The sequence below is a fragment of the Bacillus sp. NPDC094064 genome, from assembly GCF_050279585.1.
GTDB lineage: Bacteria > Bacillota > Bacilli > Bacillales > Bacillaceae_G > Bacillus_A.
This window is the reverse complement of sequence record NZ_JBNNUI010000010.1, coordinates 168,282-181,808: the sequence shown is the minus strand read 5'-3', so window position 1 is coordinate 181,808 and position 13,527 is coordinate 168,282. Positions and strand designations below refer to the sequence as shown.

General features: G+C 36.4%; 14 protein-coding genes, 1 pseudogene and 1 riboswitch. Of the genes and pseudogenes, 10 read left to right on the top strand and 5 right to left on the bottom strand.

Annotated elements, in window-relative coordinates; all coding sequences use genetic code 11:
* Positions 1 to 47 precede the first annotated feature (47 nt).
* On the bottom strand, positions 48 to 611 hold the full coding sequence (locus tag ACQKNI_RS21555) for a cysteine hydrolase family protein (RefSeq protein ID WP_088231840.1): 564 nt from the start codon (positions 609 to 611) through the stop codon (positions 48 to 50).
* 242 nt (positions 612 to 853) lie between these two features.
* Positions 854 to 958, top strand: a riboswitch (SAM riboswitch).
* Positions 959 to 1,081: 123 nt separating this feature from the next.
* On the opposite strand from ACQKNI_RS21555, the gene ACQKNI_RS21550 reads away from it, so the two are divergent.
* The 3 genes from ACQKNI_RS21550 to ACQKNI_RS21540 are packed head-to-tail and all read left to right on the top strand — an operon-like array spanning position 1,082 to position 3,620.
* Positions 1,082 to 2,101: a methionine ABC transporter ATP-binding protein gene (locus ACQKNI_RS21550; RefSeq protein ID WP_088231839.1), complete on the top strand. Its 1,020-nt coding sequence runs from the start codon at positions 1,082 to 1,084 to the stop codon at positions 2,099 to 2,101.
* On the top strand, positions 2,091 to 2,756 hold the full coding sequence (locus tag ACQKNI_RS21545; protein WP_098357416.1) for a methionine ABC transporter permease: 666 nt from the start codon (positions 2,091 to 2,093) through the stop codon (positions 2,754 to 2,756). The genes ACQKNI_RS21550 and ACQKNI_RS21545 overlap by 11 nt, the downstream gene beginning before the upstream one ends.
* A gap of 21 nt (positions 2,757 to 2,777) precedes the next feature.
* Positions 2,778 to 3,620 (top strand): MetQ/NlpA family ABC transporter substrate-binding protein, encoded by an 843-nt coding sequence (locus ACQKNI_RS21540; RefSeq protein WP_098357417.1) that lies wholly within the window; start codon positions 2,778 to 2,780, stop codon positions 3,618 to 3,620.
* A gap of 152 nt (positions 3,621 to 3,772) precedes the next feature.
* Here ACQKNI_RS21540 and ACQKNI_RS21535 read toward each other — a convergent pair.
* From ACQKNI_RS21535 to ACQKNI_RS21520, 4 genes and pseudogenes are all read right to left on the bottom strand, one after another.
* Positions 3,773 to 3,958 (bottom strand): annotated as a pseudogene (locus ACQKNI_RS21535) (HXXEE domain-containing protein); the annotation flags it as partial.
* Between the two features lie 10 nt (positions 3,959 to 3,968).
* Positions 3,969 to 4,166, bottom strand: a complete 198-nt coding sequence (locus tag ACQKNI_RS21530; RefSeq protein ID WP_088231836.1) for a DUF3926 domain-containing protein — start codon at positions 4,164 to 4,166, stop codon at positions 3,969 to 3,971.
* Positions 4,159 to 5,340, bottom strand: coding sequence for an ArsA family ATPase (locus ACQKNI_RS21525; RefSeq protein WP_098253359.1), 1,182 nt, complete (start codon positions 5,338 to 5,340; stop codon positions 4,159 to 4,161). Before ACQKNI_RS21525 ends, ACQKNI_RS21530 begins: the two co-directional genes overlap by 8 nt.
* A gap of 77 nt (positions 5,341 to 5,417) precedes the next feature.
* Positions 5,418 to 5,900: a MarR family winged helix-turn-helix transcriptional regulator gene (locus ACQKNI_RS21520; protein WP_098253360.1), complete on the bottom strand. Its 483-nt coding sequence runs from the start codon at positions 5,898 to 5,900 to the stop codon at positions 5,418 to 5,420.
* A 231-nt stretch (positions 5,901 to 6,131) separates the two neighbouring features.
* On the opposite strand from ACQKNI_RS21520, the gene ACQKNI_RS21515 reads away from it, so the two are divergent.
* From ACQKNI_RS21515 to gabT, 7 genes are all read left to right on the top strand, one after another.
* Positions 6,132 to 6,368, top strand: a complete 237-nt coding sequence (locus ACQKNI_RS21515) for a YiaA/YiaB family inner membrane protein (RefSeq protein WP_001254393.1) — start codon at positions 6,132 to 6,134, stop codon at positions 6,366 to 6,368.
* A 141-nt stretch (positions 6,369 to 6,509) separates the two neighbouring features.
* Entirely contained in the window at positions 6,510 to 6,800 is a 291-nt protein-coding gene (gene gatC, locus ACQKNI_RS21510) for an Asp-tRNA(Asn)/Glu-tRNA(Gln) amidotransferase subunit GatC (RefSeq protein ID WP_000086999.1), read from the top strand.
* 14 nt (positions 6,801 to 6,814) lie between these two features.
* Positions 6,815 to 8,272 carry an Asp-tRNA(Asn)/Glu-tRNA(Gln) amidotransferase subunit GatA gene (gene gatA / locus ACQKNI_RS21505; protein ID WP_000051441.1) on the top strand — a complete coding sequence of 486 codons (1,458 nt, stop codon included), beginning with the start codon at positions 6,815 to 6,817 and terminating at the stop codon, positions 8,270 to 8,272.
* Positions 8,273 to 8,286: 14 nt separating this feature from the next.
* Positions 8,287 to 9,714: an Asp-tRNA(Asn)/Glu-tRNA(Gln) amidotransferase subunit GatB gene (gene gatB, locus ACQKNI_RS21500; RefSeq protein WP_001047683.1), complete on the top strand. Its 1,428-nt coding sequence runs from the start codon at positions 8,287 to 8,289 to the stop codon at positions 9,712 to 9,714.
* Between the two features lie 474 nt (positions 9,715 to 10,188).
* The gene (locus ACQKNI_RS21495) at positions 10,189 to 11,094 is read left to right on the top strand and encodes a diacylglycerol kinase (RefSeq protein ID WP_088231833.1); all 906 of its coding nucleotides are present in this window, start codon (positions 10,189 to 10,191) and stop codon (positions 11,092 to 11,094) included.
* A gap of 138 nt (positions 11,095 to 11,232) precedes the next feature.
* Positions 11,233 to 11,979 (top strand): HAD family hydrolase, encoded by a 747-nt coding sequence (locus ACQKNI_RS21490; RefSeq protein WP_088231832.1) that lies wholly within the window; start codon positions 11,233 to 11,235, stop codon positions 11,977 to 11,979.
* Positions 11,980 to 12,133: 154 nt separating this feature from the next.
* On the top strand, positions 12,134 to 13,498 hold the full coding sequence (gabT, locus tag ACQKNI_RS21485) for a 4-aminobutyrate--2-oxoglutarate transaminase (RefSeq protein WP_088231831.1): 1,365 nt from the start codon (positions 12,134 to 12,136) through the stop codon (positions 13,496 to 13,498).
* The last annotated feature ends 29 nt before the right edge of the window (positions 13,499 to 13,527 follow it).

Here is a 13,527-nt window from a genome sequence, read left to right as displayed (position 1 = left end):
TGAAAGAAAATCTATGGTTCGACAAGAAACACTCTTTTCGGTTTTGCTCACTGAATGGAGTGTTTTTTTATAGCTAAAAATTCTTCTGTACTCATTACATTTGCATATACTCTATTTAAACTAGCCAAAATTGTATTGTGAATATAAACGGCTGGTATAGTAGCATTTTTAAAAGAAAGGTCTTTTGTAGCACAAGCATCATGTATTACGGTGCAATGAAAGCCAAAATCAAAAGCAGCCCTTACGGTGGCATCGATACACATATGGGTCATCATCCCACATATTACGACGTGCTCAATGTCTAAACGTCGTAATTGCTCTAGAAGATCAGTTTCTCGAAAGCTATTTGGGTAATGCTTGAGTATAACCACTTCCTCTCTAAGCGGACGAACATTTTCGTGAATATATACACCTTCTGTATTTGGCAGGAAAAAAGTAGCGTCATCTTTTATAGCTACATGTTGGATATGAAAAATAGGTTTGTTTTTCATTCTAAAGTGCTGGAGCAGTTGGCTAGCATATTCACTTGCTTCTACTGGATTACGCAATTCCATCTTTCCATTTGGAAAATAATCATTTTGAATGTCAACGAGTAAAAGAGCTGTTTTCATATATTTATCTTCCTCCAAGTTTCATATTCAAATAATGTTATTCAATTTATAGAGAAGATTCTCCTTTTTTAAAATATGAGGGAGAAAAATTTTACATAACTTTAAAAAGTACTATGTTATTAAGATTTTTCATTCAAAAATTATAATAAAGGGATAATTAATATTTTTCTAAAAAATATATTGACTCTTACTATTCTGAGTTCTATAATAAGAATTAATTAAACGACAATTAAATCGATACATTCTTATCCAGAGAGGTGGAGGGACTGGCCCTACGATACCTCAGCAACGGGTTTTTTAATACCGTGCTAAATCCAGCAAACCTTTATAGGTTTGGAAGATGAGAAGATGCGACCGAGTACATATAAGTGCTCTCCTTCTTATCTTTATGGTTGATAAGAAGGAGAGCACTTTTTATTTTACCTCGAAAGCTCTACTTCAAGTTTTTACAGCATATAGGAGGGAAGAAAATGATTTCTTTTAACAATGTAAGTAAAGTGTATGAATCAGGTGGGCAATCTGTTCATGCGGTGGAAGATGTAACATTATTAGTTGAGAAAGGCGAAATTTTTGGCATTATTGGTTTTAGTGGAGCTGGAAAGAGTACGTTATTACGTCTAGTAAACATGTTAGAAAGACCAACTGCGGGAACGATCTCAATAGATGATAAAGATATTACATTATTATCTACGAAGGAATTACGTAAATTAAGACAAAGAATCGGGATGATTTTTCAAAGCTTTAATTTATTTAATTCAAGAACAGTGTTTGGAAATATTGCTTACCCATTAAAGTTAGCGAAAGTACCAAAGAATGAGATAAAGGAAAAAGTAAATGATCTGCTGAAGTTTGTAGGGTTAGAAGATAAAGCAAACTATTATCCAGAGCAGCTATCAGGCGGACAAAAGCAACGTGTTGGGATTGCAAGAGCGCTGGCGACATCACCAGATATCCTTATATGTGATGAGGCGACATCAGCTTTAGATCCAGAAACAACGACAGAAATCTTAAACTTATTAAAGAAAGTAAATCGGGAATACAATGTAACAATTCTTCTTATTACACATGAAATGCACGTTGTGAAAGAAATTTGTCACCGTGTAGCTGTAATGGAGAAGGGGAAAGTTATTGAAGAAGGAAAACTGTTTGACGTTTTCACACAACCAAAAACAAAAACGACTCAAAATTTCGTACGTTCAATTATTAATGATCACTTACCAGACAGTGTTCTAGCGAAAATTCAAAATGGTGGACAGATTTATCGCTTAACGTTTACTGGTGAGGAGACAGGACAGCCGGTACTATCATATATCGCGAAAAACTATAACGTCGATGTAAACGTACTGTACGGAAATATTATTGAACTTCAAAATGTGTTATTTGGAAATCTTCTTGTAGAATTGCAAGGTGAGCAAAAGGAAATCCAAAAAGCATTACAACATCTAAGACTGCAAGTGCAGCTGAAGGAGGTAGAAGCTCATGCGAGTTGATTGGAGTATATTTTGGCCTCGTATATTAGATGCGACGGGGGATACCCTCTTAATGGTAATTGTAACCCTAATATTTGCCACAATTCTTGGTATACCGCTTGGTTTACTTTTATATGTAACACGTAAAGGAAACTTTTTAGAGAATAAATGGGTCTTTTCCATTCTTAATGTCATTATTAATACAATTCGTCCGATTCCATTTATTATCTTTTTAGTAGCTTTAAGTCCGATAACAAGAAGCGTAATCGGAACGACAATTGGAACAGCGGCAGCGATCTTCCCAATGACGTTAGTTGCATCAATTGGTATTGCTAGAATGGTTGAAACAAATCTTGTTTCTGTTCCGAAAGGGGTAATTGAAGCAGCGCAAGCAATGGGTGCTTCACCAATTAGAATTGTCTTTGGAATTCTTGTGCCAGAAGCGTTAGCGCCATTAATTTTAGGTGTCACGTTTATGACAGTTGGTCTAATTGAATTTTCTGCAGTTGCTGGGCTTGTTGGTGGTGGCGGTCTTGGTGACTTAGCGATGACATATGGTTATCAACGCTTTGATACATCAGTTATGTTCGTAACGGTCGTTTTACTTATTTTTCTCGTACAGATAGCTCAAAACTTAGGAAACTACTTTGCGAAAGTCTTTTTACGCAGATCATAAAAAGGAAGAGGGGAAAATAAAATGAAGAAAATTTTAGCATTTGCATTATCAGCGATTGTAGGAATTTCAGCATTAAGCGGCTGCTCAGATGCAGGAGCGAAAGAGAAAGTAGTTCGCGTCGGTGTAACTGGAACTGATGGAAACGCTTGGGAAATTGTAAAGGGAAAAGCTGAAAAAGAAGGGATTAAAGTTAAATTGATTGAGTTCTCTGATTACACAACGCCAAATAAAGCGTTAGCTGATGGAGACATTGAACTAAATGCCTTCCAACATGTTGCTTTCTTAGAGCAATTTAAAAAAGAGCATAAATTAGATATTACAGCTGTTGGTACAACACAAATTGCACCAATGGGCTTATACTCTGAAAAATATAAGAAAGCAAATGAAATCCCAGATGGTTCAGAAATCGCTATTCCGAACGATCCAACGAACCAAGCACGTGCATTAAAACTTCTTGATGCAGCAGGTTTATTAAAGCTTAAGAAAGGCTTTGGCTTATTTGGAGATCCAAGTGGCATTGCTGAAAATCCGAAGAAGTTAAAAATTACACCGGTTATCGCACAGCAAACACCTCGTGTTCTAAAAGATGTAGCAGCTTCAGTTATTAATAACGGTGTTGCGGGTCAAGCTGGATTAGATCCAGCGAAGGATCCAATTTTCTTAGAAGATCCAAAGGATGAAAATGCGAAGGCCTATATTAATATTTTCGCAGCTCGTACAAAAGATAAAGATGATCCAACACTGAAAAAAGTAATTGAACTATATCATTCAAAAGAAGTAACAGATGCAATTAAGAAAGAAACAAATGATGGTTCCATTTCAGTAGATCTTTCCCTTGAGGAGCTTGAAAAAATCGTAAAATAATCATTGGGTTTAATGGACTAATAGAAGGAACCCCTCCGCTGTTAGTTCGTTCAACATATAATCTACTTAACAAACAAACCCTAATTCTGTATAACATAGAATTCCATGTTTGTTAAGTAGAGTAAAGGACCAGGAGTTTTCCTGGTCCTTTTTTATGGATGAAAGCAGCTAGCGAATAGCAAGGTAATCCAAAGTATAATGGGGTAAGAAAATAAGCTGAAAATGAGTGTAATTACGAATTGTTTTTTATGAGTTAATTGTTTCTTGGATGCAAAAAAGAAAATAGAAAAGAGGGTAATGAAAGCTGCTGAGATCATGCCGGGATTATAGGAGCGATAATGGATATAGTTATTCAATTAGGATACTTTTTAAATTACCATCGGGATGTGCTTCTGCTCCTTTTTCTGTATAAGAAGATAGCTCTTCCTGTAAAATACTTAACACTTGCTTAGCAGATTGCTGAATCGGATTCGGCAATTCTTCTAATATATGCATACCGATTTTGATTTTTGTATGAATGATTCTTCTTAGTAGCTCATCATGCATGCACTACACCTCCAAACCGAATGTTTAGTATATCCTCTTCAAATTTTGCTCCTTGAATAGAAAGGTGCGTTAATGTTTTTGGCAATGTGATATTTCGTTTCACAGAACCAGCTTGAATAATAAGTTCATCACCTTTTTGATTTAATGAAAGTTCATTTTTGTTTGAGAAGGGAATGGAAAGAACGAAAACATACTCATTGCCATCTTTTTTTACATATTGTGTGCGACCGTTAAATTTCACTTCAGTAGGACGGGGATCAGTTTTAAATAAAGCATTTCCTACACGCTCTAACATAGGTAAACCAACAACTTCTTGTTCAAACATCGGTGCTTCATAAATAGGAAGGGGCTGAAAACTATCTTGAATTAATGTTTTATATTTCTTTTGTGTATCTTTCCATGCCTGAAAATAAGGATCGGTGACAGTGTTAGGGATGACGCGGTTAATCATAATGGCATCTACGTTATAATCGTATAAATTTAAATACGTAAAGCTGCGCTGAGCTTCTTTAATGACCATTTTTTCAGGATTTACAACGATGCGGATACTTGTTACCTCTCGATTTGATAAAATATCTCTCATTTCTCCAAGCTGTTCAAGTGTATTTGTTAATTCGTCCATAATATCGTCGGTTGGAAGAGGGACACCGAGAAGTGGTTGAGCTACAGGACGAACGACTTTTAAAACCTTTCTTTTAATAGGAAATAATTTTTCCATCCACCAGCCGAGCATGTCTGGAAAACTTAGCATTGCTAATGTCTCTCCTGTTGGAGCGCAGTCAATGATGATAACATCATAGGTATTTTGTTTATAGTAATCGAGTACGCGAAGTAAGCTAATTAAATCTTCCATACCAGGAAACATCGTTAATTCTTCTGTCGTAATATCCTCAGCTGCTTTGGAAGTGAAGAGGAGTGTAATATATTTCTGTAATTTGCCCCAGCCTTTTTCCATTTCATAAATCGTATTAATTTCTTGGGCCCATAAGTTTTCACGAATTTCTAATGGCTCAGAAGATAGTTTTATACCAAATGAATCTCCTAAACTATGAGCAGGGTCTGTACTCATTACTAATGTTTTTAATCCTTGTTGTGCACTTTGAAGTGCAGTTGCTGCTGAAATGCTAGTTTTTCCTACGCCGCCTTTCCCTGTATACAAAATAATTCTCATCATTCTATCCCCTTTGTTTCGAATGTCGAATATTACGAGTGTCGAAATATTTTTTTGAATAAAAACCCAAAACTAGGGTTTTATTCAATCGGAATGTTTTTCATTTTAGGTGTAGAAACCTTTTCCTCTGTTTTTTGCTGTGACGTAGCAATGTGATTCATAATTTTTTGGAAGATTTGTAGTAAGAATGCTTTTTCCTCCTCTGATAGTGCTTCTGTCACTAAGCTAAAGTAATGGGCCGCATTTTGCTTCACTTCTTGAATGAGTAAGATGCCGCTTTCAGTTAAACGAATTAATACGATACGTCGGTCGTTTTCATCACGGTACCGTTCAATATATCCCTTTTTTACAAGGCGATTTACAACGCCTGTCGTTGTACTCATCGGTATATCAAGAAGTTCAGTAATTTTTGTCATTGTAATATCTGTATTTCGCTCCATCCAAAGTAAACAAAATACTTCTGTTTTAGAAAGTGTTAAATCTAGGCCCACCCATTCTTCAGGATAGAAAAGTTTCTTGGCGTTATCTAGCAGTAAGTCTAAAAAATGTTCATATTGCAACAATTATTTCCACTCCCGTATATTTCGAGGTTCGTAATATTTGTTTTTATTTTATGTGGAATTGAAATAAATGTCAATAATTTTAACTGTTTTTTCGGATTAGACAGAAAATTATATTCAAAATGGAATTTTTTTATGGTAGATTAATAAATAGAAAAAGATATTTTACATAAAAATCCATCATGGTAAATATATTTATCTATAATGGATGTACAGCTAACGAGGGGGAGAACGATGAGAAGACGAAATACGCAAGCGTTCACGTTTTTAGCATGGACTTCATTTGTTTGTGCGCTTTCAGGTATGCTAATTGGGATTTATACGTTAGATGAAACGCTTAGTGTAAAAGGATACTATTTAATTGGAACATTATTTTTAACGATGTCTTGTTTTGTATTACAAAAAACAATTCGTGATAATGAAGAAGATAACGAGAGATTTCCGAAAAATAAACCGTTAGATAAAGAGTAAATTGTAAAGAAAGGCATTTGCCTTTCTTTTTTTATGTAAAAATGCCGTAAGTGCCATGTGTTGACTTGCTTGAAGTACTGAAAATTTGGTATCATCAATAGTATTGTAGATTGAACGATATATTATGGAGGTGGCCTAGCCGTGTCAAGAATTTCCGTTGAGAATGTAAAGCACGTAGCACATTTAGCACGTCTTGCAATTACTGATCAAGAAGCAGAAAAATTTCAAAAACAACTAGATGCAATTGTTACATTTGCAGAACAGTTAAATGAATTAGATACAACAGATGTAAAACCAACAACTCATGTATTAACTATGAAAAATGTTATGCGTGAAGATGTACCAGAAAAAGGTTTACCAGTTGAAGAAGTATTAAAAAATGCACCGGATCACAAAGATAATCAAATCCGTGTTCCAGCAGTATTAGAATAGAGGAGGGAATTTCGATGTCATTATTTGATCATTCAGTATCAGAGTTACATAAGAAATTAAACAACAAAGAAATTTCCGTTACGGATTTAGTAGAAGAATCTTACAAACGTATTGCGGATGTTGAAGATAACGTAAAAGCTTTTCTTACATTAGATGAAGAAAATGCACGCGCGAAAGCGAAAGAATTAGACGCTAAGATTGGTGCTGAAGATAATGGTTTATTATTCGGTATGCCAATCGGTGTAAAAGATAACATTGTAACTAACGGTCTTCGTACTACTTGTGCGAGCAAAATGTTAGCAAACTTCGATCCAATTTATGATGCGACAGTTGTGCAAAAGTTAAAAGCTGCTGACACAATTACAATCGGTAAATTAAATATGGACGAGTTCGCAATGGGTTCTTCAAATGAAAACTCAGGTTTCTACGCTACGAAAAACCCATGGAACTTAGATTACGTTCCGGGCGGATCTAGTGGTGGTTCTGCAGCAGCTGTAGCAGCAGGAGAGGTACTATTCTCTCTAGGTTCTGATACGGGTGGTTCTATCCGTCAGCCAGCTGCATATTGCGGCGTTGTAGGTTTAAAACCAACTTACGGACGCGTATCTCGTTATGGATTAGTAGCATTCGCATCTTCACTTGACCAAATCGGACCGATTACACGTACAGTAGAAGACAATGCATACTTATTACAAGCTATTTCAGGTATTGACCGCATGGATGCAACTTCTGCAAACGTTGAAGTTGGAAACTATTTAGCTGGTTTAACAGGCGATGTGAAAGGTTTACGCATTGCTGTACCGAAAGAATACTTAGGCGAAGGTGTTGGCGAAGAAGCTCGTGAGTCAGTACTAGCTGCTTTAAAAGTATTAGAAGGTATGGGCGCAACTTGGGAAGAAGTATCTCTTCCGCACTCTAAATACGCTCTAGCAACGTATTACTTACTATCTTCTTCTGAAGCATCTGCTAACCTTTCACGCTTTGATGGCGTACGTTATGGTGTTCGTTCTGATAATGTAAATAATTTATTAGATCTTTACAAAAACACACGTAGCGAAGGCTTTGGTGATGAGGTTAAACGTCGTATTATGCTTGGTACATTTGCTCTTAGCTCTGGTTACTATGATGCATATTACAAAAAAGCACAACAAGTACGTACATTAATTAAGAACGACTTTGAAAATGTATTTGCTAACTATGATGTTATTATTGGACCAACAACGCCAACTCCGGCATTTAAAGTGGGCGAAAAAGTGGACGATCCAATGACAATGTATGCAAACGACATTTTAACAATCCCAGTAAACTTAGCGGGTGTTCCAGCGATTTCAGTTCCATGTGGATTCGGTGCTAACAACATGCCACTTGGTTTACAAATCATTGGTAAACACTTCGATGAAGCGACAATTTACCGCGTTGCACATGCGTTTGAGCAAGCAACAGACTATCATACAAAAAAAGCAAGTCTGTAAGGAGGCGAGCATAGATGAATTTAGAAACAATTATTGGTTTAGAGGTTCACGTTGAGTTAAAAACAAATTCGAAAATTTTCTCTGCGAGTCCAACAGAATTCGGAGCGGAGCCAAATACACAAACAAGTGTAATTGACTTAGGATACCCAGGGGTACTTCCTACATTAAATAAAGAAGCAGTTAACTTTGCAATGAAAGCTGCAATGGCATTAAACTGTGAAATCGCAACGGAAACAAAGTTTGACCGTAAAAACTATTTCTACCCAGATAATCCGAAAGCTTACCAAATCTCTCAATTCGATAAGCCAATTGGAGAAAATGGTTGGATTGAAATCGAAGTAGACGGTAAAAAGAAACGTATCGGTATTACACGTCTTCATTTAGAAGAAGATGCTGGTAAATCAACGCATACAGCTGATGGTTCATTAGTAGACTACAACCGTCAAGGTATGCCTTTAATCGAGATCGTATCTGAGCCAGATATGCGTACGCCAGAAGAAGCATACGCATACTTAGAGAAGTTAAAATCAATCATTCAATACACTGGCGTATCTGATTGTAAGATGGAAGAAGGTTCCTTGCGTTGTGATGCGAATATTTCCCTTCGTCCAGTTGGACAAGAGAAGTTCGGTACAAAAGCGGAACTGAAAAACTTAAACTCATTCACTTACGTACAAAAAGGTCTTGAGCATGAGCAAGTACGCCAAGAGAAAGAATTATTATCTGGTGGTATTATTCAACAAGAAACACGCCGTTATGACGAAGCAACGAAGAAAACAATCTTAATGCGTGTGAAAGAAGGATCTGACGATTATCGTTACTTCCCAGAGCCAGATTTAGTTGAACTTTACATCGACGATGAGTGGAAAGAAGCAGTTCGTGCTTCTATTCCAGAACTTCCAGATGCACGTAAAGCTCGCTACGTTGCAGAAATTGGCTTACCAGCTTATGATGCACACGTATTAACATTAACGAAAGAGATGTCTGATTTCTTCGAAGCAACTGTTGCAGACGGTGCTGATGCGAAATTAACATCAAACTGGTTAATGGGTGAAGTGCTTGCATACTTAAACAAGCAACAAAAAGAATTAAAAGACGTTGCATTAACGCCTGCTGGTTTATCTAAAATGGTTCAATTAATTGAAAAAGGTACAATTTCTTCTAAAATCGCGAAGAAAGTATTTAACGAATTAATTGAAAAAGGTGGAGACCCAGAAGAAATCGTTAAAGCGAAAGGTCTTGTTCAAATTTCTGACGAGGGTACACTTCGTAAAGTTGTAACAGAAATTCTTGATAATAATGAGCAATCTATCGAAGACTTTAAAAACGGTAAAGACCGTGCAATTGGTTTCTTAGTTGGTCAAATTATGAAAGCTACAAAAGGACAAGCAAATCCACCGCTTGTTAATAAAATCTTACTTGAAGAGATTAATAAGCGATAAAATAGTAGTGAATTGTAAAGATTAAGCAGAAAAACACCCATACATGGGTGTTTTTCTAGGTTAATCAAACGTTTGTTTAAATGAGAAAAAATCGTTTAAACAAACGTTTGATTAACTGTCAAAAGTGGAAAAATGTTTGTATAGCAACTATGGTATGATAGTTGCAAAAAGGTGGGAATAATGATAAATCTAAACATAGAGGTTTTTTTCATCTCATGAAGTAATAGATAGTTATTATTCTTTATATGTAAATTGTTATGAGGAAAATAGATGGACATAAATTTTTTTGTCAAATAAAACAAAACCATTGAAATGAATATTTGCTTTTGATGGACTACACGAATCGGGTTCTTACTGCCTGTTTGAGCGGGATAAAAAAAGGATAGGAAGATGAGAGGAGGTAGGCATAGGAATACTGAATAGAACTTCAGTATGTTCTTTTTCAATGAAGAAGGAAATTCCCTGTGCTAATAAATGATGAAGCGAGCAAGAATTATTTATAATCCTACTTCTGGGCGTGAGCTATTTAAGAAGAGCTTACCAGAAGTATTACAAAAATTAGAACAAGCTGGTTATGAAGCATCTTGTCATGCAACAACTGGTCCTGGAGATGCGACTGTGGCAGCAAGGCAAGCTGCGGATCGTAAGTTTGATGTTGTTATCGCAGCTGGTGGCGACGGTACGTTAAATGAAGTGGTAAATGGTTTAGTAGGACATGTGCATCGTCCAAAGTTTGGAATTATTCCAGTTGGAACGACAAATGACTTTGCACGTGCGATCGGTGTACCTCGTGTTATTGAAGAGGCTGCGGATATTATTTGTGAAGGAAAAACAGTTCCTTTAGATCTTGGTAGAGCGAATGATACATATTTCATTAATATTGCTGGTGGCGGTCGTATCACTGAATTAACATATGAAGTACCAAGTAAGTTAAAAACGGTATTAGGCCAGCTTGCTTACTATTTAAAAGGAATCGAAATGTTACCGTCATTACACCCAACATATGTTGAAATCGAGTATGATGGGAAGTTACTACAAGAAGAAATTACGATGTTTTTAATTACAAATACTCGTTCAGTTGGTGGATTCGAAAAGGTAGCACCGTATGCCTCTATTAACGATGGGTTATTTGATTTATTAGTGCTGAAAAAAGGTTCTATCGCTGATTTAATTAAAGCAGCAACACAAGCGCAGCGTGGTGAACATATTAACAATCCAAAAGTGCTATACACACAAGCAAATCGCATTAAAGTGCATTCACCAGATAAACTAATGATTAATTTAGATGGTGAATATGGTGGGGATGCCCCAATGGAATTTGAAAACATATATCATTGTCTGGAACTATTTGTTCCCGAACATAAAGAGGATGTCCTGTAAAGGCATCCTTTTTCTTTGTATAGAGGAATTGTAAATTGGGAGTTAGTTTGATTTTTATGGTATTTTTACAATTCGTTTATTTTATATACATATTTTATTGGTACACTGGAGGAGATAAGAAACGAGAGGTAGGATGCTATGGAGAAGGTAAAAGCAATACTATTTGATAAAGATGGGACATTAATGGATTTTCATTCAATTTGGATAAAAGTAGCTGAAGAACTTGTAGCGGACTGTATAAAATTATATCAACTCCCAGAGTCAATGCAGCAAGGTTTACTAAAGGAGATCGGTGTGGAGGGGACATTTGTTCATCCAAGTAGCGCATTAGCGGCTGGAACAAGCCTTGATGTAGCAAAAGGGCTGTGTAAGTATATTACGTCATGTAGGGAAGAGGATATGCATGAGTGGGTAAGTGAAAAATTATTTTCCCTTATGTATGAGCACCGTTCCTATATGAAAATGACGGCGGATTTACCGATAATTTTACAAAGTTTAAAGGATAGAGGATTTATTTTAGGTGTTGTGACAGCTGATGATTTCGCACCGACAGAATTATTTTTGAAACAGTATCAAATAGAGTCTTTTTTTGATTATGTTGTAGCTTCAGATACATTTCCAGCACAAAAGCCGGATAAAAGAATTATAGAATCTTTTTGTGAAAAGTTTCGTTTAGAGTCGTGTGAAGTGGCAGTCGTTGGAGATACGCCAACTGATTTACATTTAGCTAAAAACGGTGGCGATTGCTACGGAATCGGAGTGCTATCTGGTACAGGGGATCGCCAAACATTAGAACCACTTGCGGATTTAGTAGTACAATCTGTTGAGGATTTGATTTCCCATGCAGGTGAGTTTATTTTGGAGCAAGAAAAGTCTAATGTGTAAGAAAAATAAGTCTATAAAGACTCTCTATGAGTCTTTATAGACTTATTTTTTATGCCTGGATACAAAGAATATAGGATGAATACTTGAAAAGAAAGTTGGCATATATTTTGCAATAAAAAGAGAAAACAATGTAAAGAAAAGGATGGGGTATACAATGAACACAAAAAAATATGCTAAAGTGAATGAACAAATTCCGGGACCAAAAGCAGCGTCTTTATTAGAGCGCCGTCAAAATATAGTACCAAAAGGAGTAAGTAACGGCATCCCGACATTTGTACAGTCTGCAAATGGGGCTCTTGTAACAGATGTCGATGGCAATCAGTACATTGATTTCGCAGGAGCAATAGGGACAATTAACGTAGGGCATTGTCACCCGGTCGTTAAAGAAGCACTTCATAAACAAGTCGATCAATATATTCACACTGGCTTTAATGTCATGATGTATGAGCCATATATTGAATTAGCAGAAAAGCTTGCTGCATTAGCACCAGGGAATTTTGATAAGCAAGTACTATTTTTAAACAGTGGTGCAGAAGCGGTTGAAAACGCAGTGAAAATTGCTCGTAAATATACGAAGAGACCAGGTATTATCGCATTTTCTAAAGGTTTCCATGGGCGTACGTTAATGACAATGACGATGACAAGTAAAGTAAAACCATATAAATTCGGATTTGGTCCATTTGCTCCAGAAGTATATAAAGCACCATTTCCATATGAATACCGTCGTCCAGAAGGGCTAACGGAAGAGCAGTATGATGATTTCATCATTGAAGAGTTTAAGAACTTCTTTATATCAGAAGTAGCACCAGAAACAATTGCAGCCGTAGTAATGGAACCCGTTCAAGGAGAAGGCGGATTCATCGTGCCAAGTAAGAAGTTTGTTCAAGAAGTACGAAGCATCTGTTCAGAGCACGGTATCTTATTTGTAGCGGATGAAATTCAAACAGGCTTTAGTCGTACAGGAAAATACTTTGCAATTGAGCATTATGATGTCGTTCCAGATTTAATTACGGTATCTAAATCATTAGGTGCTGGTGTACCGATAAGTGGTGTGATTGGGCGTAAAGAAATTATGAATGAGTCTGCACCGGGAGAGCTTGGCGGAACGTATGCAGGAAGTCCACTAGGATGTGCGGCTGCATTAGCTGTACTTGATGTAATAGAAAAAGAGAAATTAAATGATAGAGCGATAGAATTAGGGAAAGTCGTAATGAACCGATTCGAAGAGATGAAAAATAAATACAATTGTATCGGTGATGTGCGCGGTTTAGGTGCAATGTGTGCATTCGAGCTCGTTCAGGATCGTAAGACAAAGGCACCTGACAAAACGTTAACAGCTAATTTATGTGCAGAAGCAAATAAACGTGGATTACTTTTATTATCAGCAGGAACATATGGCAATGTTATTCGTGTGTTAATGCCATTAGTTATTACAGATGAGCAACTTGAAGAAGGTTTAACGATTATTGAAGAATCATTACAAACTTGTTATGAGCAAGCAAATATCGCTCGTGTTTAAAAGCTGAATAATAAATAGCAAACATTCTA